Below are 23,455 nucleotides of genomic sequence, written 5' to 3'. Positions count from 1 at the left end.
TACGGCCGTTCGCTCGAATGGGCGACGTCCTGCCCGCCGCCGCGGCACAACTTCCTCACCCTGCCGCGGATCCGTTCCGAATCCCCGGCGTTCGATCTGCACCACCCGGAGATCGCGGCTCTCGACCAGCTCGAGAACGTGCCCCCGGCGCACGTCACGGCGGTCTCGGGCGGCAAGGAGGCCGGCAAGTGAAGATCCAGGGCAAGATGTTCATCTGGCTCAGCGTCTTCGTCCTCGTCATGGCGATCGTCTATGGCGTGTGGTCGGAGGAGCCGGCCGGCACCACCGCGCTGGTCCTCGGTTTCGGCCTGTGCATCATGATCGGCTACTACCTGGCCTTCACGGCCCGGCGTGTCGACGTGGGCGCCCAGGACAACAAGGAGGGCGACGTCTCCGACGACGCCGGCGAGCTGGGCTTCTTCTCCCCGCACAGCTGGCAGCCGCTCTCGCTGGCCTTCGGTGGCGCCCTGTCGTTCCTCGCGGTGGCGCTCGGCTGGTGGCTGCTGTACTTCTCCCTGCCGATCATCCTCATCGGGATCTTCGGCTGGGTCTTCGAGTACTACCGCGGTGAGAACCAGAACCAGTAACGACTGAACCGCTCACGCGGGACAGAACGAACACGGGCCCGGACGCCACCCTTACGGGGCGTCCGGGCCCCTCGTTTGCAGTCTTCCGGCGCGCCGCCGTTGACTTCGCTCCATAGCGTGTGCTCATGAGCAACCCGCCATCCATACGCATCGTTCTGAGCTGCATTCTGGTGGCCGTTTCGCTCGGTGCCGGCGCCGCCGCGTGCACCGGGTCCTCGGACCACCCGCTCTCCGCGAAGCCCTACGACGCGGTCGACCAGGTCGCCTTCAACGGGCCCAGGGGCAACCGCAAGGTCGACCCGGACAAGCCCCTGGAAATCACCGCCAAGAGTGACGACGGCCGGATCACCGACGTGACGGTGACCGACGCCGCGGGCCGCGTCATAGCGGGTGAACTCACCGCGGACGGCAGGCGATGGCACAACACCGTCCCCCTCGCCGCCGGTGCCCACTACACCGTCCGCGTCGGCACCGAGGACGAGGACGGCGCCCCGGGCCTGCGTACGCTGACGTTCGAGACCTCGTCGGTCAGGAGGGTCCTCGGGCTCACCTTCGGCCCGCAGAAGGGCACATACGGGGTCGGACAGCCCATCACGGTCACTCTCAGCACCCGGCTCAAGGACCGGGCCTCCCGGGCCGTCGTCGAGAGTGCCCTGAAGGTGGAGTCCGAACCGGCCGTCGAGGGTTCCTGGTACTGGGTGGACAGCAAGACGCTGCACTTCCGGCCGCGGGAGTACTGGCCGGCCGACGCGACCGTCCGGGTGCGGAGCAACCTGGAGGGCATCAAGGTGCGCGAGGGCCTCTACGGAGGCACCTCCGACCCCCTTGAGCTGAGCATCGGCGACCGGCTGGAGGCCATCACCGACGCCTCCGCCCACCACATGACCGTCAAGCGCAACGGCGAAGTGATCAACACCATTCCGGTGACCACCGGCAAACCCGGCTTCTCCACCAGGAACGGCATCAAAGTGGTGCTCGGCAAGGAGTACAACGTCCGTATGCGGGGCACCAGCATCGGCATACCCGCGGGGTCCTCGGAGTCCTACGACATGGACGTGTACTACGCCACCCGGGTCACCTGGAGCGGTGAGTACGTCCACGCGGCGCCCTGGTCGGCCGGCTCCCACGGATACGCGAACGTGAGCCATGGCTGCACCGGTATGAGCACGTCCAACGCCGCCTGGTTCTACAACACGTTCCGGCAGGGCGACATAGTCAAGGTCGTCGGCAGTCTCGGTGCCGACATGGCGCCCTTCGGCAACGGCTTCGGCGACTGGAACCTGTCCTGGGAGAAGTGGCAGCAGGGCAGCGCCCTGACCTCGGGCGCCGCCGGGGGCAAGGTCGCCCCGGTCGAGCAGGCGCGCCTGCGGCCCCTGGTCTGACCGGCGGACTCCCCGTCCATGGCGTCCGGAAGGGCGGCATGGACGGGGAGCACCGGGGAGCGGGCCCAGGGGGTGTCCGGTGGATCACGGCCGGGCCCGGCCCGCCCGGCACCGCGGCGTGCGGCGTTGTCGTCGGTCGCCGGTGCTCCGCATGGACTCGCCCCCTGCCTTCGGCGGGAGGACCTTCATCCCCGGCCTTGCCGTCCACGGCACCGGACGACCCGGGCTGTCCGGCCCCGAGCCACCGAGCACCCGCTAGGCGGGGGTGGGCGTGCCGTTGTTCAGCCGGCTGCGCAGCAGCGCGGCCAGCGTCTCGGCGAACTCCACCGGCTCCACCGGCAGCGTCACCGCGGCGTCCGCGCGGCTCCAGGTGGCCAGCCAGGCGTCCTGCGGGCGGGCGATCAGCACCAGCACCGGCGGGCAGCGGAAGATCTCGTCCTTGATCTGCCGGCAGACCCCCATACCGCCCGCCGGGACCGCCTCGCCGTCCAGCACACACGCGTCCACGCCGCCCTCCTCCAGGGCCTTCAGTACGGCGGGCAGCGTCGCGCACTCCAGGTACTCCACCGGCGGGAGATCCGCGGCGGGCCTCCGTCCCCCTGCCAGTCGCACCTGCTCGCGCGTGTTGGCGTCGTCGCTGTAGACCAGGACCGTGGCGGTCGGCTGCATGGTTCCTCCGCACTTCATCGGGTGACGATGCGCGGGATGCTACTCCGTCCGACAGCGTGTCAACACCGGTAAGCGCAGGTCTCCGCTGGGCCGTTCGGGCTGGACACACGGTACTGACACACCGAACGGCACCCCCCGGAGTGAGGGCGGGATAAGCGCCCGACATAATGTCGGTCGTGGCGACAGCAACGACAGTAGATACCGGGCACGCGCACCCGTCGGTCAATCGGCCGAACCTCACCAGCGTCGGAACCATCATCTGGCTGAGTTCCGAGCTGATGTTCTTCGCGGCCCTCTTCGCGATGTACTTCACCTTGCGATCGGTGACCGGCCCCGAGTACTGGACGGAACAGGCCTCGTTCCTGAACTTCCCCTTCTCGGCGACCAACACCACGATCCTGGTGCTCTCCTCCCTCACCTGCCAGCTCGGCGTCTTCGCCGCGGAGCGCGGTGACGTGAAGAAGCTCCGCTTCTGGTTCGTGATCACCTTCATCATGGGTGCGATCTTCATCGGCGGCCAGGTGTACGAGTACACCGAGCTGGTCAAGCACGAGGGCCTCTCGCTCTCGTCCGGCCCCTACGGCTCGGTCTTCTACCTGACCACCGGCTTCCACGGTCTGCACGTGACGGGCGGTCTCATCGCCTTCCTGCTGGTCCTCGGCAGGACGTACGCGGCCCGGAGGTTCACTCACGAGCAGGCAACCGCCGCCATCGTCGTGTCCTACTACTGGCACTTCGTCGATGTCGTCTGGATCGGCCTCTTCGCCACGATCTACATGATCAAGTAATCGGGCACCGCCCGATCCATTCCAGAAGCATCGACGCAGAAGATCCTGACACCGGGGTAATCCGTGAAAAAGCTCTCCGCACGACGACGCCATCCGCTGGCGGCGCTCGTCGTCCTACTCCTCGCGCTGGCGGCCACTGGGGGGCTGTACGCCGCGTTCGCGCCCGCGGACAAGGCGCAGGCAGACGAAACCGCCCAGTCCCTCGCCATCGAGGAGGGCAAGAAGCTCTACACCGTCGGCTGCGCCAGCTGCCACGGGACCGGCGGTCAGGGCACCTCCGACGGCCCGCCCCTGGTCGGCGTCGGCTCCGCCGCAGTGGACTTCCAGGTCGGCACCGGCCGCATGCCGGCGCAGCAGCCGGGCGCCCAGGTGCCGCGCAAGAAGGTCATCTACACGCAGCCCGAGATCGACCTGCTCGCCGCGTACGTCGCCTCCCTCGGCGCCGGCCCGATCACGCCCACCGAGAAGCAGTACAGCCCCGAGGGTGCGGACATCGCCAAGGGCGGCGACCTGTTCCGTACCAACTGTGCCCAGTGCCACAACTTCACCGGTGAGGGCGGTGCCCTGACCGAGGGCAAATACGCGCCGAACCTCGACGGTGTGAGCCCGAAGCACGTCTACGAGGCCATGCAGACCGGCCCGCAGAACATGCCGTCCTTCCCCGACACGACCCTGCCGGAGAAGGAGAAGAAGGACATCATCGCGTACATCAAGGCTGTGAACAGCGACGAGACGCCGTCCCCCGGCGGCCTGAAGCTCGGCGGTCTCGGCCCGGTCAGCGAGGGTCTGTTCGGCTGGATCTTCGGTCTCGGAGGCCTCATCGCAGTCGCCGTCTGGGTCGCGGCCCACACCGCTAAGGCCAAGAAGTCATGAGTAGCCAAGACATTCCAGAAGAGAACCTGCCGAGCGAGCAGGGAACCGTGCACACCGCGGTGGCAACGGTGACCGAAGACCCGTTCGCCGATCCGGGGCTGCCGCCTCACAAGCCGCGCATCCAGGACATCGACGAGCGGGCCGCCAAGCGCTCCGAGCGCACGGTCGCGCTGCTCTTCACGGTGTCGATGCTGGCCACGATCGGCTTCATCGCCTCCTACGTGATCTTCCCGGTCGACAAGATCGTGTTCATCTGGCCGCTCGGCAATGTGAGCGCCCTGAACTTCGCGCTGGGAACCACGCTGGGCGTCGCCCTGTTCTGCATCGGCGCCGGCGCGGTCCACTGGGCCCGCACGCTGATGTCCGACGTGGAGGTCGCGGACGAGCGTCACCCGATCGAGGCGAGCCCCGAGGTCAGGGCCAAGGTCATGGCGGACTTCGCGGCCGGTGCCGAGGAGTCCGGCTTCGGCCGGCGCAAGCTGATCCGCAACACCATGTTCGGCGCGATGGCCATGGTGCCGCTCTCCGGCCTGATGCTGCTGCGCGACCTCGGCCCGCTGCCCGAGACCAAGCTCCGCCACACCATGTGGGCCAAGGGCAAGCTGCTCGTCAACCAGAACACCCACGAGCCGCTGCGTCCCGAGGACGTCGCCGTCGGTTCGCTGACCTTCGCCATCCCCGAGGGGCTGGAGGAGCACCAGCACGACTTCCAGACGCAGATCGCCAAGGCCGCCCTGATGATCGTCCGTCTGCAGCCGGGGGACATCAAGGACAAGCAGGAACTCGAGTGGTCGCACGAGGGCATCGTGGCCTACTCGAAGATCTGCACCCACGTGGGCTGCCCGATCAGCCTCTACGAGCAGCAGACCCACCACGTGCTCTGCCCGTGCCACCAGTCCACCTTCGACCTCTCCGACGGCGCCCGTGTCATCTTCGGCCCGGCCGGTCACGCCCTTCCGCAGCTGCGGATCGGTGTGAATGAAGAGGGTTACCTCGAGGCGCTCGGCGACTTCGAAGAGCCCGTCGGTCCTGCCTTCTGGGAGCGCGGATGAGCACCGTGACGACTGACAAGCACAAGGCGTCCCGCGGTGAGCGGGTCGCCGACTGGGCGGACGGCCGGCTCGGCATCTACAGCCTGGCCAAGGCCAACATGCGCAAGATCTTCCCGGACCACTGGTCCTTCATGCTGGGCGAGATCTGCATGTACACGTTCCTCATCATCATCCTGACGGGCGTGTACCTGACCCTGTTCTTCCACCCGAGCATGAACGAGGTGGAGTACCACGGCTCGTACGTGCCGATGCAGGGCATCCTGATGTCCGAGGCGTTCGCCTCGACCCTGGACATCAGCTTCGACGTCCGCGGCGGTCTGCTCATCCGGCAGATCCACCACTGGGCGGCGCTGATCTTCCTCGCGGCGATGTTCGTGCACATGATGCGCGTCTTCTTCACCGGTGCGTTCCGGAAGCCGCGCGAGGTCAACTGGGTGTTCGGCTTCCTGCTGTTCGTCCTGGGCATGTTCACCGGTTTCACCGGTTACTCGCTCCCGGACGACCTGCTCTCCGGCACCGGTGTCCGCTTCATGGAGGGCGCGATCCTGTCCGTGCCGGTCGTCGGCACGTACATCTCGTTCTTCCTCTTCGGCGGGGAGTTCCCGGGCGGGGACTTCGTGGCCCGGTTCTACTCGATCCACATCCTGCTGCTGCCGGGCATCATGCTCGGTCTGATGGTGGCTCACCTGATCCTGGTCTTCTACCACAAGCACACGCAGTTCGCGGGTCCCGGCCGGACCAACAAGAACGTCGTCGGCATGCCGCTGCTACCCGTGTACATGGCGAAGGCGGGAGGCTTCTTCTTCCTGGTCTTCGGCTTCATCGCCTTCCTGTCGGCGATCGCCACGATCAACCCGATCTGGGCGCTCGGCCCGTACCGCGCGGACCAGGTGTCCACCGGCGCCCAGCCCGACTGGTACATGGGCTTCGCCGAGGGTCTGATCCGAGTGATGCCGGGCTGGGAGATCAACGTCGCGGGCCACACGCTCGTCCTGGGCGTGTTCATCCCGCTGGTGATCTTCCCGCTGATGCTCGGCGTGATCGCGGCCTACCCGTTCATCGAGGCCTGGATCACCGGAGACAAGCGCGAGCACCACATCGCGGACCGGCCGCGCAACGCGCCGACCCGCACGGCGTTCGGCGTCGCGTGGATCACCGCCTACACGATCATGCTGATCGGTGGTGGCAACGACATCTTCGCCACCCACTTCCACATGTCGATCAACGCCATCACCTGGTTCGTCCGGATCTTCTTCTTCGTCGGCCCGGTCATCGCGTTCATCGTCACCAAGCGGATCTGCCTCGGCCTCCAGCGCCGGGACAAGGACTCGGTGCTGCACGGTCGCGAGACCGGCATCATCAAGCGCCTGCCGCACGGTGAGTTCATCGAGGTCCACGAGCCGCTTCCGCAGGGCCGGCTGCACACGCTCACCGCGCACGAGCAGTACCAGCCGCTGGAGCTCGGCCCGACGGTCGACGAGAACGGTGTGGAGCGGAAGCCGACGCGCAAGGAGAAGCTGCGCGCCAAGCTGAGCAAGGGCTATTTCGGTGAGGGCAGCCAGATCCCCAAGCCGACCGCCGAGGAGCACCGCGAGATCACCAGCGGTCACGGCCACCACTGACGGCCGTCATCGCCCGGTACCACGGAGAGGGCCCCGCAGGACACGTTCCTGCGGGGCCCTCTCCCGTGTCCGCCCCGTCCGTGGTCACCTCGGCCCACAATGCGGGCGAGCCCCCGGGGCCCGGACGACGTCGATAGGCTGGACCCGGGCATGAGGTGGGCCGACGCCGGGCGTCGGCACCGCTGTGCTGCCCGCGACCGATCCGCTGAAGACCCAGGAGCGTGGAGCACATGAGCACCGTTCCCAACGCCGGTTCTCCCGCCGGAGGCGCAGCGCAGAACTGGCCCGACGTGCTGACCGCGCTGCTGGCCGGAAGGGACCTGAACGCGGACACCACGGCCTGGGCGATGGACCGCATCATGCGCGGAGAGGCCAGCGACGCGCAGATCGCGGGCTTCGCGGTGGCGCTGCGTGCCAAGGGCGAGACGGTCGAGGAGATCTCCGGCCTCGTCCGCACCATGTACGCGCACGCCAGACTGATCGAGGTCCCCGGCCCCACCGTCGACATCGTCGGCACCGGCGGCGACCGGGCCAAGACGGTCAACGTCTCCACCATGTCGGCGATAGTGGTCGCCGGCACCGGCGCGAAGGTCGTCAAGCACGGCAACCGTGCCTCCTCCAGCGCCTCCGGTTCCTCGGACGTGCTGGAGAAGCTGGGCGTCAACCTGGGCATCAGCCCCCGGCGCGTCGAGGAGGTGGCCGCCGAGGCAGGGATCACCTTCTGCTTCGCGGCCAACTTCCACCCCGCGCTGCGGCACGTGGCCGCGGCACGCAGGGAGCTGGGGATCGCCACCACCTTCAACTTCCTCGGCCCGCTGACCAATCCGGCCAGGGTGCGCGCCCAGGCCACCGGTGTCGCGGACGCCCGGATGGCTCCGATCCTCGCCGGGGTGCTCGCCGAACGGGGCTCCTCCGCACTGGTCTTCCGCGGTGACGACGGACTCGACGAGCTCACCCTGACCGGTACCTCCACGGTGTGGATCGTCCGGGACGGCGGGGTACGGAAGACCTCCTTCGACCCGCGCGACGTCGGCCTCGGCCTGGTGCCGATCGAGGCGCTCAGGGGTGCGGACGCCTCCTACAACGCCGACGTGGCCCGTCGGCTGCTGGACGGTGAGCAGGGTCCGGTCAGGGACGCGGTGCTGCTCAACTCGGCCGCGGCACTGATGGCGCTGGAACCCGCCGACGCCCCGATGACCGAGCAGATCGCCGCGGGCATGGCCAGGGCGGCGCACTCCATCGACTCGGGCGCGGCCAAGGCGACGCTGGAGCGCTGGGTGGCGGCGACCAACGCCTGAATCCCGTAGGGACCCAGTACCGGCCGGATTCCCTTTCCGAACCACGTTCTCCGAACTACGTTCCTGGATTCCGTTCCGGCCGGATTCCGTTCCTGCTGGGATCCGGTCGGGGTGGATTCCGTTTCTGCCGGGATCCGGTCGGGGTCGATCCCGTTCCGTTGGAATCCGGTCAGACAGAACCCGTTCCGCTGACTCCGGTCCCCGTTGGATTCACTGGCGACCGCGTCCCGTCCGGCGGATTCCCGTCCTGGCTGGATTCCGCGCCGGCCGTATCCCGCCCCGTATCCCGCCCCGCGTGCCGCACCGTGCCCGCCGGAGGTCCTCCTGCGGGCACGGCCGTCTCGGGATGTGGACCTCCCGTGCTCACCCGGGTGCGATGTGTGTCAAGATGCTCACCAGGTCATGAGTGACAGCGACTTCGGCCCCGGCCCGCTGTCCGGCAACCCTCCGTCCGTGGCGGGGTGCCCCGGGTGAAGACCAGGCCGTCGGCAGCAAGGCCCGCGGCAAGCGCGGACCCCTTGTGCCCCTGGGGTCCTGGTCCCGAGGGAGCAGCCTCGTGAGCAAGCGAATGCAATAGGGCGTCACGCCCCTCTCCGCGTACCCCTTTCCTTTTCCACCGCGCCGTTCTCCGGGCCCTTCCGTGCCGTCGTGCCTCCGGACGCCCGTCGCCGCGGTGTACTCGCCTGCCTCGTACGGGAGTTCACCATGTCTGTCACCAGTGCCGCCGCCGCTCCGACCGTCTGTCCGCCCCTGCCGGTCCTGGGGAGGGACGTCCGGGTCCCGCTCGTCACCGGGGGCGAGGTCGGCTACGCCGCGCTCGACTACGCCGCCAGCGCCCCCGCCCTCCAGCGGGTGTGGGACGACGTCGCCGCCTACGCCCCGTACTACGGCAGCGTCCACCGCGGCGCCGGATACCTCTCGCAGCTGTCCACCGACCTCTTCGAGAACGGCCGCACGGCCGTCGCCGAGTTCCTCGACTGCCGCCCCGCGGACCAGGTCGTCTTCACCCGCTCCACCACCGACTCGCTGAACCTGCTCGCCGCCGCGCTGCCGCGGGACTGCCGGGTCTTCGTCTTCGAGACCGAGCACCACGCGTCGCTGCTGCCCTGGCGCCGGGACCGGCTCACCGTCCTCGACGCGCCGCGCAGTCCCCGGCAGGCCGTGGAGACGCTGGAGCAGGCCCTCGCCGACCGTGCGTCGCGCGGCCCCGCGCTGGTGTGCGTCACCGGAGCCTCCAACGTCACCGGGGAGCTGTGGCCGGTGCGGGAGCTGACCGCGGTCGCGCACGCGCACGGCGTCCGCGTCGTGCTGGACGCCGCCCAGCTCGCCCCCCACCACCCCGTCTCGGTGCGCGAGCTCGACGTGGACTGGGTCGCGTTCTCCGGCCACAAGCTGTACGCGCCGTTCGGCTCCGGGGTGCTCGCCGGCCGTGCCGACTGGCTCCAGGAGGCCGAGCCGTACCTCGCGGGCGGCGGCGCCTCGCGCACGGTGGCCCGCGGCGCCGGTGGTGACATGGAGGTCGCCTGGCACACCACCGCGGCCCGTCATGAGGCCGGCTCCCCGAACGTCATCGGGGTGCACGCCATCGCCTCCGCCTGCCGGGCCCTGACCGAGGCCGGCTGGGAGTCCCTCGTAGCCCGGGAACAGCACCTGCTCGCGAGGGTCCGCGCGGGCCTGGCCGAGGTGCCGCAGGTCAGGGTGCTGTCCCTGTTCGGTGACGATGCCCCGCGGGTCGGGGTGATCTCGTTCGTGGTGGACGGCTGGAACAGCTCGCACTTCGCCGCCGCACTGTCCGCCGAGTACGGCATCGGTGTGCGCGACGGATTGTTCTGCGCGCATCCGCTGGTCCGTTCACTACTCGGCGGCGACCCGCAGGAGCCGGGCGAGTGCGGTGCGCCGGAGTCCGGGCCGGACGAGAGGCCGCTGAGTGCGGTCCGGGTCAGCTTCGGCGCCGGAACGCCGGACGAGCACGTGGAGCGCTTCGTGGCCGCCGTCGCGGAGCTGGTCCGCGACGGCGCCAAGTGGAACTACCGCACCGAGGACGGCCGCTGCGTCCCGGCGGTCTGACGAGGTCCGAGGCCCGGTGCTGCGATGCCCGGCGGTCCCGGGCCCTCGGCGCTACGGGCCTCGCTCAGCCCTCCAGGCCGATGGCGAACGCCGCCTCCAGGTCGTGCTGGGAGTACGTACGGAACGCCACGTGCGTGTCGGTGACCTCCACGCCGGGGATCTTGCTGATCTTGCCGGGGATGATGTCGGCCAGGTCGTCGTGCTTGGCCACCCGCACCATGGCGATGAGGTCGTAGGTGCCGGTGACGGAGTAGACCTCGCTGACGTTGTCCAGGGCCGCGATCGTCTCGGCGATCTCGGGAATCCGGTCCACGCTGGTCTTGATGAGCACGATCGCGGTGATCACGGCTGGCTTTCTCCCTCTGTGCCCGTGGCTTGGGGCTTCACTCTAGCCCTACCGCGGAAGCGGCCCCAGGCGTAGAGAAAGCCCGCGCAGAATCCCACCAGGTGCGCCAGATAGGCCACGCCGGGTCCGCCGCTCGCCTGCCGGGCCGCCAGCCACTGCAGGACGAGCCAGAACACCAGAACCATCCACGCGGGGAAGCGCAGCGGCAGGAAGAACAGGAACGGATAGAGACTGGTGACGCGGGCCCGGGGAAAGAGATAGAGGAACGCGCCGAGCACTCCGGAGATCGCCCCGGAGGCCCCCACGAGGGTCCGGTCCGACTCGGCGTACACGAAGGCGTACCCGACGAGCGCCAGATAGCCGGAGCAGAGATAGCACAGCGAGAACTGCGCCCGGCCCATCCGTTCCTCGGCCATCGCCCCGAATACATAGAGGAACAACAGGTTGCCGAGCAGATGCAGCCAGCTCCCGTGCACGAACAGGGCGGTCAGCGGGGTGAGCACGGCCCGCGCGGAGCCCTGCACCAGGTCGGCCGGGATCACGCCCCACCGGGCGAAGTGCTCGCTCTGCGCGGACAGCAGCGCGTCGCCCCGTCCGTAGACCGGATTCAGTCCTGATACCGGACCCAGGACGAAGACCAGACAGCAGATTCCGATCACGCCGTAGGTGATCAACGGCCCGCCGCGCAGCAGCGCACTCACTCCCCGCCAACCGATCATGCTCAGAGGATGACCCAAACGGTCCGAACCGGACAGACCGCCTCGCCGTGACATCGTCTGCCCGCCAGGCCATAGGGTGACGGCGGAGAACGACGGAGCACGACGAGGAAGAGGACGCACCCATGACGACCGTTCCCCGGCCCACGGCCGAGACCCGGTGGCGCTGCACGCTCTGCGGCAACCTCACCCGGTTCGATGTGACCCGCACGTCGAAGGTCGTCGAGTACGTCCATCTCGACCTGGCCGGGGAGCCGGCCGTCGAGGAACGCGAGGTGCTCAGTGAGACCATCGAGTCGGTGCGCTGCCGTTGGTGCGACGCGGTGGACCGGATCGAACTAGTGAAGAGGCCAGATGCCGACTCCTGACGGGGAGCGGCGGCCGGAGCAAGTGGGGTGACGGATTGTGGAGCAGTCAAGCGGCGCTGAACCGGCCGGTTCGGCCGACGACGCCGCCGAGGCTCTCGACCGCCCTCTCCCGGAGGGAGTGAGGCGCCGGGTCGTCGCGCTGGTGGCGGACGCGTTCGGCGGACTCACCGTCACCGAGCTGCCCGCCCAGCTGCGGCAGTACGTCCGGTTCACCCCTTCCCGGCGTGCCAAGTTCGCCGGCAACGCCATGGCCGCGGCGCTGGAGACCGATGCGCTCTTCCGGCAGCGCATCGGTGAGCGGATGCGGGAGGGCCAGTCCGAGCTGGCCGGTGCCGTGGAGGCGGGCACGCCGCCCGCCGCCGCCGACCCGCTGGACGTCGCCGCCGTCGCGTACGTGCTGCGTCCGGAGGGCTGGGTGAAGCTGGTCGAGGCGGCCGGCGAGGAGGCCCAGCGCGCGGACGCCGAACGTGCCGACGAGGCCGGTCGGCGTGAACTGGAGCGGCTCCGCGAGGAACTGGCCGAGGTCGGGGAGCGCGCCAAGGCCGAGACGGAACGGTTGCGCACCGATCTGGAGGCGGCCCGCAAGGAGGCCGAGGTGCTCCAGCGGAAGCTGCGCAGCGCGCTCAGCGACGTCAAGCGCGGCGACGCCGCCCTGCGCAAGTCGCAGGCCGACATCGACGGGGTCAGGGCTGAGGCCGCCGCGCAGGTCGCCGCTGCCGAGAGCGAGGCGCGCCGGCTGCGGACCCGGCTCGGTGAGGCCGAGGCGGCGCTGGAGGCGGGCCGCCGGGCGGTGCGCGAAGGCCGGTCCGTCGAGGACATGCGCTTGCGGCTGCTGCTGGACACCGTGCTGGACGCGGCGCAGGGGCTGCGCAGGGAGCTCGCCCTGCCGCCCGCGTCGGTGCATCCGGCGGATACCGTCGACGCGGTGGCGCCGGGCAGCATGACCCCGAAGGACATCGCGGCCAGGGCGCTCTCCGAGACCGATCCGGCGCTGCTCGACCAGCTCCTCGCGCTGCCGCAGGTGCATCTGGTGGTGGACGGCTACAACGTCACCAAGACGGGCTATCCGACGATGCCGCTGGAGAAGCAGCGGTTGCGGCTGCTGGGCGGGCTCGCGATGCTCGCGGCCCAGTCGGGTGCCGAGATCACCTGTGTGTTCGACGGCGCGGAGCTGGCCGCCCCGGTACTGCTCGCCCCGCCGCGGGGCGTCCGGGTGCTGTTCAGCAAGCCGGGGGTCACCGCGGACGAACTGATCCGCCAGCTGGTGCGGGCCGAACCGCCCGGCCGGCCGGTGGTCGTGGTCTCGGCCGACCGTGAGGTCGCCGACGGAGTGGCGAGGGCCGGCGCCCGGCCGGTGGCGTCCGTCCTGCTGCTGAAGCGGCTTTCACGCGCCTAGCGACCGGTCCGGTAACTCCTGGGCGCAATGCCCGTATTTGACCTCAAGTGTGATCTGCGGTGCGTCAAGTCGCCATTACCGCCAGTGGGATCACCGTAAAAAATGGCTATCCGGAACGAGTTTTTTCTCATCAGGATTTGAACTGATCACGAGAGGGTCACTAGGGTCTGGCCTCGTACCTTCACGCGGTCGTTCACTCAGCCGGGGTGACCGTGAAGAAACCGCCGAGTCTGCGTAGTTCGGCGGCTCAGGAAGAAGGAGCTCGCCTTCGTGGCGTCCCACCGTCGACCCAAGCAGCCGAGCCGCGCCCGTGTGACCGTGCTCACAGCGACCGCCGCCGCGGCCGTCGCGCTGACCTCCCAGGCCGCCCAGGCGGAGCCGAAGCCTTCCAAGACCGAGGTCAAGGAGAAGGTCGACAAACTCTACGAAGAGGCGGAAAAGGCCACCGAGCAGTACAACGGGGTCAAAGAGCAGCAGGAGAAGCTCGAGACCGAGATCAGTACGCTCCAGGACAAGGTCGCCCGCGGCCAGGACGACCTCAACACCCTGCGCGACAGCCTCGGTTCTATGGCGAGTGCGCAGTACCGCTCCGGAGGCATCGACCCCTCCGTGCAGCTCTTCCTCTCGGCCGACCCGGACGACTACCTCGACAAGGCGTCCGCGCTCGATCAGATCACCGGCAAGCAGACCGAGTCGCTGCGGAAGATCCAGTCCAAGCAGCGGACCCTCGCGCAGCAGCGCAAGGAAGCCCAGGGCAAGCTGGCCAACCTCGCCGACACCCGCAAGTCGCTCGCGGCGAAGAAGAAGGAGGTCCAGGGCAAGCTCGACGAGGCACAGCGCCTCCTCAACTCCCTGACCGCCAAGGAGCGCGCCTCCCTCGCCGCCGCCGAGACACGTGCCGACCGCACCGAGTCCCGGCCCGACCTCGGCAACGGCGTCCCGGCCTCCCAGCGCGCCTCGGCCGCGCTCTCCGCCGCCAAGACCAAGATCGGCTCGCCGTACGTCTGGGGCGCCACCGGCCCCAACTCCTTCGACTGCTCCGGTCTCACCTCCTGGGCGTACGCACAGGCCGGTGTGAGCATCAGCCGCACCTCGCAGGCGCAGGCCAACAACGGCACCCGCATCAGCCGCGACCAGCTCAAGCCCGGCGACCTGGTCTTCTTCTACGGCGACCTGCACCACGTCGGCCTCTACGCCGGCAACAACCAGACGCTGCACGCCCCCAAGCCGGGCGCCAACGTCCGCTACGAGTCGCTGGACAACATGCCGTTCATGTTCGGCGTCCGCATCTGACGACTGCGGCCGCCCCGCCGACCGACGCCCGCGCCCCCATCCGCATCCGACACCCAGTCGGTGCCGCCCGATCGGGCGAATTGCGGAACACCGCGCCGACCGTACGCCCCGCCGGTGACCTGTGGTCTCCTGCGGGGCGTCAGTCTGTTCGGAGCCAACGGTCGTTGGACGCCGCCCGCCGCACGGCTACTGTCCGGCGTGCAGTTTCCCGGCAGGGCTGCCGGAGACCTTCGGCAGCAGCGGAAGGAGTGCGGCTTCCTGTGGCGTCCCATCGCCGACACGTACATCGCGGCCTCGCCCAAGGCACCCGCGCCACGGTTCTGACCACGGCGGCGGCCGCCGCCGCTACGGCCCTCGGGACCACCCCGGCGGCCGCCGAACCGCACGATCCGGTCCACGCCGGAACCGCCGCGCGGACCAGGCTCGACGGCCTCTTCGAGCAGGCCGAGAAGGCCACAGAACGGTTCAACAAGGCCGACGAGCGCGCCGACCGGCTGCGCGCCCGGGTCCGTGACGCGCAGGACGCCGTGGCCCGCGGACAGGACCGCATCAACACGATGCGGGCCGGTCTCGGCCTCTACGCCGGCGCCCAGTACCGCGCCGGCGGTGTCACCCCGGCCCTCGCGCTGCTGCTCTCCGAGAACCCGGACAGCTATCTCGACAAAGCCTCCGCCCTCGACCGGATCACCGACCGGCACACCGGCGAACTCGACGAACTCCGGCACGCCCGGCGCAGACTGGACCAGCAGCGCGCCGAAGCCGTGCGGATGCTCGCCGAACTGGAACGCAGCCGCGCGGACGTCGCCCGGCACAAGCGGAGCGTCGAGGCCAGACTCGCCGAGGCCCGCCGGCTGCTCAACGCCCTCCCCGACGCCGAGCGAGCGGCCTACGACCGGGCTGCCCGCGCGGGCAGCGACGAGCCGCTGCTCCCGACGGGCGGGTACGGAGCCTCCTCGTCCCGGGCCGCCGCGGCGGTGGCCGCCGCCCAGCGGGCCCTCGGCAGGCCGTACGTCTGGGGCGCCAGCGGCCCCGACTCCTTCGACTGCTCCGGCCTCACCCAGTGGGCGTACCGCCAGGCCGGCGTCGGCCTGCCCCGCACCTCCCAGGCCCAGCGCGGCGCCGGCCGCCACGTCCCACTCTCCGACGCCCGCCCCGGCGACCTGGTCACCTACCGCGACGACGCGAGCCACGTCGCCATGTACGTCGGCAACGGCCAGGTCATCCACGCCCCCTATCCCGGCGCCCCTGTCCGCTACGACCCGGTCCGCATGATGCCGGTCTCGGCGGTCACCCGCGTCTGACCTCTGTCCTGTCCGTTGCGCCCCGCGCGGAGCCGGGGGCCGGTGCGGCGTGAGGTTGCGGGCGGGCCGGGCGTTGCGCGGCGCCGACCGTGGCGGACCGGCCTGCCCCGGAGACGGCGGTCGGGGCCGGTGGCCCGGAACGGGTGCCGCCTTACACTCGCAGGATGGCTGAGCAGGCACGGGAACCGGGGCGACGGGCCGTGGTGCTCGGGCTCGCCGGGGTCGTGCTCGCCGGCTGCGGGGGCGGCGGCGCAGGCGACGGAGACATGGAGCGCGGCATCCGGCGGACCCTGGACCGGCGGGCCGACGCCGTGCTCTCGCGGGACCTCAGGGGCTGTCTGGCGACGATCGAACCGGGTGCGGGCCCGCTTCGGGACGCCGAGCGCACCCGGTTCGCGGACCTAGCGCAGGTGCCGCTGCGCTCCTGGGAGTACCACGTCACCGGGGTGGAGCGGCAGGCTCGTGACCGGGCCGCCGTGCGGGCCGAGCTCCGCTACCGGCTCGCCGGACACGACCGCGCGCCCGTCGCCGTCCCCCGGATGCTGGAGCTGGCGGAGCGCGGAGGACGCTGGTACGTCACCGCCGACCGGACCGCGCCCGGCACCCCGCAGCCGCTGTGGGAGCAGGGACCCGTCACCTCCGTGCGAGGCCGCCGCAGCCTGGTCCTGGGCGTCGGGCAGGACCGGGCGCGGCTGCGGGCGATCGCGGCGGACGCCGACCGCGCGGTCCCGGCCGTGACGGCAGCCTGGCCGGACAGGTGGGCGGGGAACGTCGTCGTGCTGGTGCCCGGCTCGCTCGACGCGATGGGCGCGCTGCTCGGATCACCGTCGGCGGGCTACCGCGGGATCGCGGCCGTGACCACCGGCGAGACCGGGGGCCGCGACACCGCGCCCGCGGACCGGATCATCGTCAACCCCGAGGCCTACGGTGTGCTCTCCGACTTCGGCCGGAGCACCGTCCTCACCCACGAGGCCACCCATGTCGCCACCCGCGCCCACACCTCGGCGGCCACCCCGATGTGGCTGTCGGAGGGCTTCGCCGACTGGGCCGCGTACCGGGGCAGCGGCCGGACCGCCGGCCGCATCGCCCCCGAACTGCGGCAGGCCGTCCGGCGCGGTGAACTCCCCGCGGCCCTCCCCACCGACGCGGAGTTCCGCTTCTCGGGCGACGCCGACGCCCTGGCCCGCGCCTACGAGGGCGGCTGGCTGGCCTGCGTCCTCATCGCCGAGCGGTGGGGCGAGGACCGGCTCGTCGCCTTCTACCGCGCCGTGGGCGCGGCGCGGCGCCGCCCCGGCGCCGTCGAGAAGGCCCAGCGCAAGGTCCTGGGCACCGACCCGGACGTCTTCACCGCGGCCTGGCGGGACTTCGTCCGCGAGCGCCTGGGCCGCGGCGGCGGGTGAGGGCATCAGTGCGACGGGCACACCCGGTCGGCTGAACGCCCCGGGAGGTACACCGTCCATTCGTCCCGGGTCAGATCGCGGGCGACGGCCCGGCAGATCTTCTCGATGGCCGCGGCGGGCCGGGGGAGGACGGCGTCCCACAACCGCACGGTGGTGTCGGTGCCTGAGCTGGCGAGGGTGCGCCCGTCAGGGCTGAACGCCACGGCGAGCACGGTGTCGTCGTGACCGCTCAACGTCGAGATCGGCTTGCGCGCGGCCACGTCCCACAGCCGCACGGTGGTGTCCCTGCCGGCGCTGGCGAGGGTGTGTCCGTCAGGGCTGAACGCGACCGCGTTCACTTCACCCGTGTGCTGGGACAGCGTGGCCCGGCTGTCGGCGGTGGCCACGTCCCAGAGGCGCACCGTGTAGTCCGCGCCGCCGGTGGCGAGGATGCGTCCGTCGGGGCTGAAGGCCACCGCGTACACCTCGTCGGTGTGGCCGGTGAGCGTGTCCCGGGCCTCGCCAGTGGACACGTCCCACAGCCGGACGGTCCTGTCGGCGCTGCCGGTGGCGATGGTCCGTCCGTCGGGGCTGAAGGCCACCATGTACACCCCACCGGTGTGGCCGGTGAGCGTGTCCCGGGCCTTGCCGGTGGCCGCATCCCACAGTCGGACGGTCCTGTCGGCGCCGCCGGTGGCGATGGTCCGTCCGTCGGGGCTGAACGCCACCGCGTACACCTCGTCCGTGTGGCCGACCAGTGTGGCCCGGGCTTCGACCACCTCGTCGGTGTGGCCGGTCGGTGTGCCCGGGGCTTCCACGGCGGCCACGTCCCACAGCTTCACCGTGGTGTCGGCGCTTGCACTGGCGAGCGTGCGTCCGTCCGGGCTGAAGACCACCTGGCTCACCCACTTGTCCTGGCGGGACCGTTCGAACAGGGCCTTGTGGGTGGCCGCGTCCCAGATCCGTACGGTTCTGTCGCCGCCGCCGGTGGCGAGGGTGCGCCCGTCGGGGCTGAACGCCACCGACCACACGTATCCGGAGTGTCCGGCCAGGGTGGCACGGGCCGTGGCGGAGGCCATGTCCCACAGCCGTACGGTCCGGTCGGCGCTGCCGGAGGCGAGGGTGCGTCCGTCGGGGCTGAACGCCACGGACAGCACGAATGCGGTGTGGCCGGGCAGTACGGCCCGGGACCTGCGGGTGGTCACGTCCCACAGGTCCACGGTTTCGTCATCGCTGCCGCTGGCGAGCGTCCGTCCGTCGGGACTGAACGCCACCGAGGCGACACGCTCGCCGTGGCCGGTGAGCGTGGCCAGGGCCTTGCGGGTGGTCACGCTCCACAGTCGGACGGTCTTGTCGTCACTGCCGGTGGCGAGCGTCCGTCCGTCGGGGCTGAACGCCACCGCGTCCACCTCACCGGTGTGGCCGGTGAGCGTGGCCAGGCCCTTGCGGTCGGTCACGTCCCACAGCCGTACGGTCCTGTCCTCACCGCTGCTGGCGAGGGTGCGCCCGTCGGGGCTGAACGACACCGACCACACCGGCGCAGTGTGGCCGGTGAGTGCCGCCAGGGCCTTGCGGGTGGTCACGTCCCACAGCCGTACGGTCCTGCCGGAGCCGGAGGCGAGGGTGCGTCCGTCGGGGCTGAACGCCACCGCGCCCACCTCACCGGTGTGGCCGGTGAGGGTGGCCAGGGGCTTCCGGCCGGCCATGTCCCACAGGCGTACGGTCCTGTCCTCACCGCTGCTGGCGAGGGTCCGCCCGTCGGGGCTGATGGCCACCGAGTACACGTAGCCGGTGTGGCCGGTCAGTGTGCCGCGGACCGTGCCGGTGGCCGCATCCGACAGCCGTACGGTCTTGTCGGCGCTGCCGGTGGCGATGGTCCGTCCGTCGGGGCTGAACGCCACCGCGTTCACCCACCCGGTGTGGCCGGGCAGCCGTCGGCGCAGCGGCAGGGCCGCGGCGTTCTGCAGGCTCGCGACGGCGTCCGACGTGGGGCTCACACGGTAGGACTGGACGGCCAGCAACGAGGCCAGGTCGGGGTCCGTGCCGAGGAGCGAGCCGGAGCGGGAGGCGAGCTGCTGGGACAGGGTCGCGTCCCGCTGGGCCTCGGCCCCCTTCCACTGCCACACCGCCCCTGCCGCGGCCACGAGGACGAGGACGAGAACGGCTGCCAGGACCGCGTTCAGGCGTCTGCTGTGCCGGACGGTCCTCTGCTGGTGGTCCTTGCTGGCCTTGAGGAAGGCGGCGATGTCACCCGGCAGGGAACGCTGCCGTGACCACTCGAGGCCTTCCGCGAGGGCGGTTCCCCCGAGCAGGTCGCCGGGGTCGCCGCCCTCGGCCCAGCGGGCGCGTCGTTCGCGTGCGTGGTCGAGCCATTCCTGGAAGCGGTGGTCCTGGCCGACCCACTCGTACAGCGTTCCCCAGTCGCGGATGAGCGCCTCGTGGATCAGTTCGGCCACCGGCTGCCGGGGTGGGCCGCCCGGGTGTTCCGGGTCGCGGGGGGTGTGGGTGGTGATGATGCGGTGGCGGGTGAGGGTGGCGAGGACGTCGCCGACGGCCCGGTCGCCGCCCTCCGCGGGGCCGGCCGCCAGGTCGCGCAGTTCCTGTAGCGGAACCTGTTCGCGGATGGCCGGGATGCGGTGGCCCGGGTCGGTGGGCCGGACCAGGGAGGTCAGGATCCGCTGCGCGATCGGCCGCTGCTCGGGGGACAGCTCGTCGAGGGCGGTGTCGCACCAGTTGGTGAGACTGCCGGTGACTCCGCCGATGCGCCGGTACGCCTCGTGGGTGAGGTAGCCGCCGGAGCGTCTCTGCCACAGCTGGCTGAGCGTCAGCTCCAGAAGGGGCAGCACGGTGACGGGTGCCTGGCGGGTCCTGCCTCCTTCGGGGGTGGTGGCCAGGAGGTCGGCGACGATCTGCTCCGGCAGCCCGGGCTGGAAGCGGGCCCCCACGTCCTGGGCGGGCAGCATGATGATGTCGTGCAGGTCGTCCTCGCTCAGGCTCGCCGGCACATTGAGGAGTCCCGGCATCGCCGCCTCCAGCAGTTTCGGCGCCAGGGCGGCCAGCTGGGGGTAGAAGTCGTCGCGCATGATCAGGACCACGCCGAGCCGGGAGCACGTGTCGAGCGCCGTGGTGAGCTGGTCCGTGAGGGTCGGTCGACGGTCCGGCGGCCGGACGGCGTCGGTCTGGGCGAGGAGTTCCTCGAACTGGTCGATGATCAGCAGGAGGCGCCGGCGGGCGGGTCCTGCCGCGAGTCTGCGGGTGACGGCCGCCGCGATCCCGTCGCCGGCGGCTCCGGGCAGCCCCGCGCGTTCGAGTTCGGCCAGCAGGTCCTGCCGCGGCCGGGCGAGTACGGTCAGCCAGGTGTCGCTTCCGGGGAGCTCGCCCGCGGCCAGCGCCGGCAGGACTCCGGCCTGGATGACGGAGGACTTCCCCGAGCCGGAGGGCCCGAGCAGCAGCGTCAGCCGCCGTTGCTGCGCCAGGTTGGCCACCACTTGCCGTACCGCGTCCTTCCGGCCTTCGAACCACCGGGTGTGTTCCGCGGTGAACGGCTCCAGTCCCCTGTACGGGCACACGTCCCGCTCGGCCAGTTCGGGCAGGATGCTCCGCAGCACCTGCGTCGGGGTGACATAGGCGATGCCCTGTCCCCTCTCGTGTGCGTCGGGAGCGGTGATCTCGGTGAGCATGCCGATGACCAGCCCGGTCGCCTCGTCGAGGACCGGCCCGCCGCTGAACCCGGTGGTCAGGTCGTTGGCGGCGGTCAGCTGCAGGTGGGTGCCCCGCTCCTCGGTGGCCGGCAGCAGGTCGCCGGCCACGCCGAAGCCGAAGTGCCCGCCCGGTGGGGCCTGGGCCGGGAACCCGAACGAGCGCACCTGGTGGCCCCGGCAGCCTTCCGCGGAGCCCAGCGGCAGCACCGTCGTGCCCTCCGGAGTGCTGCTCAGCCGGACGACGGCCACGTCCTCGTCCTCGGGGGCGCGCCACGACTCCTCCAGGACCGTTCCCTCGGTCCGGGGAGCACCTGCCGCATGGGGGAAGACCAGCCGCACCGTTACGCCCGGACCACCCCCGGCAGCCTGCACGACGTGCGCGCATGTGACCAGGACGCCGTCGGCGACCAGGAATCCCGCGCCGGCCGCCTCGCCGGCCGGCCCGAGGACCTGGGCCACGGCCGAGAGCAGTCCTCCTGCGCGGTCACTGTCCGGGGGAGTTCCGTCGGCGTCCATCGGATCAGCCCGAGTCCGGGCCCGATCCGGCCGGTGCGGAACCGTCCTGCTTCCACGTCACCGTGACCTTCAGATGGCAGTCGGCCGCTGTCCTGGTGATGACCGCTCCGGCCTCGACGGCGAGGTCGACGCCGAACTCGACCGTGATCGCGTCGGGGTTCGCCCTGCGCAACTGGTCCAGTGCGGCGCGGGCCGCTTCGGCCACCGGCTGCAGCGCCCCTCGCAGGCTCAGCGGCAGCTCGTTGATGGCGTCGCCGAGCCGTCCGGCCTTCACCGGTCCCTCTCCGGCCGCCGGAGCCTCGACCAGGACGTAGGTCCCGTCGTCCAGCGGAATCCGAGCCATACGGGACACGAGCCCTCCTCTGCCCGATGCGCCGACAGGCCCGCGGGGCACGGGACGTCATGCCGGTCCGGCCGAGGACGTACACCGCGGCGGACACGGGATCCATGGCGGCGCTATCCCGTCCGGCGCCGTCCGTCCCGATCGTCGTCCGGCCGCCCGCCCGCCGCATCCGCAGCGGTCCGCGTGGGTGACCCGAGGATGGACCGGCGCCGTGCGGGCCCGTGGTCGCACGACCGCCGCCGCGCGGACCGCGGTCGTGCCCGACCCGGTGCCAGGGGTATCCGGTGGATCACGGCCGGGCCCGGCCCGCCCGGTCCGCCCGGCACCGCGGCTTGCGGCGTTGTCGTCGGTCCCCGATGCCCCGCATGGACGCTCCGTCTGCCTTGCCCTGCCTCCACTTGCCTTCGTCGGAACCCCATCCTCCGCCGTGCCGTCCACGGCACCGGACGACCCGGGCAGTCCCGCCCTGACCCACCGGACCCTCCTAGCGCGTGGCGGACAGCGCGCCGGCCTGGACGCCGGGCGCCGTGCTCCGGCCGGGCGGCTGTGTGTCCGTGCCGCCCGGGCGGGGCGGGACCGTGTGGTGCCAGAGTCGGCGGCAGGCGGAGACGGTCGCGGCGATCAGCAGGGTGTTGCGGACGGAGATCAGCGAGACGCCGAGCGGGGTGCTGTCCACGACGTGCCCGAACCAGACCGGGAACTCCAGCACCGTGACCGCGGTCGCGGCGAGCACCAGGCGCACCGGGAGGTCCATCCGGCTGCCGCGGAAGGCCAGGCACGTCGCGGACAGCCCGACCAGCCACACCATGTACTGCGGGCTGAGCACACGGCTGGTGACGGTGAAGAGCAGCACCGCGACGAACGCCGCGTCGCAGGTCGTGCTCGCCGTGATCACGCGGGCCCGGAGCCGCCACCACACCAGCCAGCCAGCCGCCGCAACGGCGAGGAGCAGCGAGAGGGCGGCCACCAGCGACACGTAGGGACCCAGGAACTCGATCGAGCCGTAGTGCAGCAGTACCTGCCCGTCCCAGCCGACGTACCGGGCGAGGTGGAAGAGCAACCCGCCCAGGGATTCGACCTCGACGCCGCGGTCCCGCTGGAAGGCGAGGAACGCGAACGCGCCGGGCATCGCCGCCGCGCAGCCGAGCGACAGCGCCGCCCCGGTCGCCGCGGCCGACGTCCAGGCCCGCCGGGTGGACGCCCCGCGGCGGGTTCCGGCCAGGAGCAGGGCCGGCCACACCTTCAGCAGCGCACCGAACGCGACGAGCGCCCCCAGCAGCCCCGGCCGGCGGGGCGCGGCGAGGAGCGCGGCGACCGCCACCGCGGTGACCATCACGTCGTACCGTGCGTACGCGGTCGGGCCGAGCAGCGGCAGTCCCGCCACCCACACCCATGCGCCGGTGAGCCGTCTCCCCGGCCGCCGCCCCGCGTACCGCAGCAGCCCGACGACCAGGGCGTCGCACAGGAGTGCCAGGAGGAAGAACGCCGACGGGTAGTCGAGGAACGGGACGAGCGCGGGGGAGAGGATCGCGAGCGCGGCGGCGGGCGGGTACTGCCAGGTGACGTCGCCCAGGGGGTACGTGCCGCCGCGCAGCACCTCCGACCACCCCTGGTAGATCACCGAGACGTCCGCCGTCACATCGGGCCCCGGCACCGGCAGGACGCGGAACACGCACAGCAGCAGCACCACGCGGGAAGCCGACCACGCGATGTCGAGGTGCCTTGTGCTGTTTGCGCCCACGCTGACCGCCTCGCCCG

At 71.2% G+C, this 23,455-nt stretch carries 19 protein-coding genes, 1 pseudogene and 1 riboswitch; of the genes and pseudogenes, 14 read left to right on the top strand and 6 right to left on the bottom strand.

Features of this window, described 5'->3' with window-relative positions:
- The 3 genes and pseudogenes from ACZ4Z5_RS12270 to ACZ4Z5_RS12260 all read left to right on the top strand — a co-directional run.
- A pseudogene (locus ACZ4Z5_RS12270) lies at nt 1-192 on the top strand (aa3-type cytochrome oxidase subunit I); the annotation flags it as partial.
- Nucleotides 189-587 carry a cytochrome c oxidase subunit 4 gene (locus tag ACZ4Z5_RS12265; RefSeq protein WP_468260481.1) on the top strand — a complete coding sequence of 133 codons (399 nt, stop codon included), beginning with the start codon at nt 189-191 and terminating at the stop codon, nt 585-587. The pseudogene ACZ4Z5_RS12270 and the gene ACZ4Z5_RS12265, both read left to right, overlap by 4 nt.
- Before the next feature lie 125 nt (nt 588-712).
- Complete coding sequence (locus ACZ4Z5_RS12260; protein ID WP_468260479.1) at nt 713-1,969, top strand: L,D-transpeptidase; 1,257 nt, start codon at nt 713-715, stop codon at nt 1,967-1,969.
- A 255-nt stretch (nt 1,970-2,224) separates the two neighbouring features.
- On the opposite strand, the gene ACZ4Z5_RS12255 is transcribed toward ACZ4Z5_RS12260, so the two are convergent.
- Complete coding sequence (locus ACZ4Z5_RS12255) at nt 2,225-2,638, bottom strand: response regulator transcription factor (protein ID WP_468260476.1); 414 nt, start codon at nt 2,636-2,638, stop codon at nt 2,225-2,227.
- A gap of 167 nt (nt 2,639-2,805) precedes the next feature.
- Here ACZ4Z5_RS12255 and ctaE point away from each other — a divergent pair, with 167 nt between their 5' ends.
- The 6 genes from ctaE (at nt 2,806) to ACZ4Z5_RS12225 (ending at nt 10,338) form a co-directional block, all read left to right on the top strand.
- On the top strand, nt 2,806-3,426 hold the full coding sequence (ctaE, locus tag ACZ4Z5_RS12250; RefSeq protein ID WP_468260473.1) for an aa3-type cytochrome oxidase subunit III: 621 nt from the start codon (nt 2,806-2,808) through the stop codon (nt 3,424-3,426).
- Nucleotides 3,427-3,489: 63 nt separating this feature from the next.
- A complete protein-coding gene (gene qcrC, locus ACZ4Z5_RS12245) occupies nt 3,490-4,299 on the top strand; it encodes a cytochrome bc1 complex diheme cytochrome c subunit (RefSeq protein WP_468260470.1) in 810 nt (269 codons plus the stop codon).
- Nucleotides 4,296-5,351 (top strand): cytochrome bc1 complex Rieske iron-sulfur subunit, encoded by a 1,056-nt coding sequence (gene qcrA / locus ACZ4Z5_RS12240; protein ID WP_468260467.1) that lies wholly within the window; start codon nt 4,296-4,298, stop codon nt 5,349-5,351. Before qcrC ends, qcrA begins: the two co-directional genes overlap by 4 nt.
- Nucleotides 5,348-6,973 (top strand): cytochrome bc1 complex cytochrome b subunit, encoded by a 1,626-nt coding sequence (qcrB, locus tag ACZ4Z5_RS12235; RefSeq protein WP_468260464.1) that lies wholly within the window; start codon nt 5,348-5,350, stop codon nt 6,971-6,973. Before qcrA ends, qcrB begins: the two co-directional genes overlap by 4 nt.
- Before the next feature lie 230 nt (nt 6,974-7,203).
- Nucleotides 7,204-8,271: an anthranilate phosphoribosyltransferase gene (gene trpD / locus ACZ4Z5_RS12230; protein WP_468260461.1), complete on the top strand. Its 1,068-nt coding sequence runs from the start codon at nt 7,204-7,206 to the stop codon at nt 8,269-8,271.
- 398 nt (nt 8,272-8,669) lie between these two features.
- A riboswitch (SAM riboswitch) is annotated at nt 8,670-8,787 on the top strand.
- Between the two features lie 189 nt (nt 8,788-8,976).
- Entirely contained in the window at nt 8,977-10,338 is a 1,362-nt protein-coding gene (locus tag ACZ4Z5_RS12225; protein WP_468260459.1) for an aminotransferase class V-fold PLP-dependent enzyme, read from the top strand.
- 64 nt (nt 10,339-10,402) lie between these two features.
- Here ACZ4Z5_RS12225 and ACZ4Z5_RS12220 read toward each other — a convergent pair whose 3' ends face one another.
- Together ACZ4Z5_RS12220 and ACZ4Z5_RS12215 are read right to left on the bottom strand one after the other, a co-directional pair.
- Nucleotides 10,403-10,684 (bottom strand): Lrp/AsnC family transcriptional regulator, encoded by a 282-nt coding sequence (locus ACZ4Z5_RS12220; RefSeq protein WP_468260456.1) that lies wholly within the window; start codon nt 10,682-10,684, stop codon nt 10,403-10,405.
- Nucleotides 10,681-11,403 (bottom strand): rhomboid family intramembrane serine protease, encoded by a 723-nt coding sequence (locus ACZ4Z5_RS12215; RefSeq protein ID WP_468260453.1) that lies wholly within the window; start codon nt 11,401-11,403, stop codon nt 10,681-10,683. The genes ACZ4Z5_RS12220 and ACZ4Z5_RS12215 overlap by 4 nt, the downstream gene beginning before the upstream one ends.
- Nucleotides 11,404-11,525: 122 nt before the next feature.
- On the opposite strand from ACZ4Z5_RS12215, the gene ACZ4Z5_RS12210 reads away from it, so the two are divergent.
- The 5 genes from ACZ4Z5_RS12210 (at nt 11,526) to ACZ4Z5_RS12190 (ending at nt 17,158) form a co-directional block, all read left to right on the top strand.
- Complete coding sequence (locus ACZ4Z5_RS12210) at nt 11,526-11,768, top strand: hypothetical protein (protein ID WP_468260450.1); 243 nt, start codon at nt 11,526-11,528, stop codon at nt 11,766-11,768.
- 37 nt (nt 11,769-11,805) lie between these two features.
- Nucleotides 11,806-13,164 carry an NYN domain-containing protein gene (locus ACZ4Z5_RS12205; RefSeq protein WP_468260447.1) on the top strand — a complete coding sequence of 453 codons (1,359 nt, stop codon included), beginning with the start codon at nt 11,806-11,808 and terminating at the stop codon, nt 13,162-13,164.
- 270 nt (nt 13,165-13,434) lie between these two features.
- Nucleotides 13,435-14,457: a C40 family peptidase gene (locus ACZ4Z5_RS12200; protein WP_468260444.1), complete on the top strand. Its 1,023-nt coding sequence runs from the start codon at nt 13,435-13,437 to the stop codon at nt 14,455-14,457.
- Between the two features lie 260 nt (nt 14,458-14,717).
- Nucleotides 14,718-15,758 carry a C40 family peptidase gene (locus ACZ4Z5_RS12195; protein ID WP_468260442.1) on the top strand — a complete coding sequence of 347 codons (1,041 nt, stop codon included), beginning with the start codon at nt 14,718-14,720 and terminating at the stop codon, nt 15,756-15,758.
- Between the two features lie 164 nt (nt 15,759-15,922).
- Nucleotides 15,923-17,158 (top strand): hypothetical protein, encoded by a 1,236-nt coding sequence (locus ACZ4Z5_RS12190; RefSeq protein ID WP_468260440.1) that lies wholly within the window; start codon nt 15,923-15,925, stop codon nt 17,156-17,158.
- Nucleotides 17,159-17,163: 5 nt separating this feature from the next.
- On the opposite strand, the gene ACZ4Z5_RS12185 is transcribed toward ACZ4Z5_RS12190, so the two are convergent.
- From ACZ4Z5_RS12185 to ACZ4Z5_RS12175, 3 genes are all read right to left on the bottom strand, one after another.
- Nucleotides 17,164-21,354 carry an nSTAND1 domain-containing NTPase gene (locus ACZ4Z5_RS12185; RefSeq protein ID WP_468260437.1) on the bottom strand — a complete coding sequence of 1,397 codons (4,191 nt, stop codon included), beginning with the start codon at nt 21,352-21,354 and terminating at the stop codon, nt 17,164-17,166.
- Between the two features lie 4 nt (nt 21,355-21,358).
- Nucleotides 21,359-21,697: a CU044_2847 family protein gene (locus tag ACZ4Z5_RS12180; protein ID WP_468260532.1), complete on the bottom strand. Its 339-nt coding sequence runs from the start codon at nt 21,695-21,697 to the stop codon at nt 21,359-21,361.
- A gap of 484 nt (nt 21,698-22,181) precedes the next feature.
- Nucleotides 22,182-23,438, bottom strand: coding sequence for a glycosyltransferase family 87 protein (locus ACZ4Z5_RS12175; protein WP_468260529.1), 1,257 nt, complete (start codon nt 23,436-23,438; stop codon nt 22,182-22,184).
- Nucleotides 23,439-23,455: the final 17 nt, after the last annotated feature.

The sequence above is a fragment of the Streptomyces sp. NPDC030222 genome, assembly GCF_055573115.1.
This window is presented reverse-complemented; position numbering and strand designations above follow the sequence as displayed.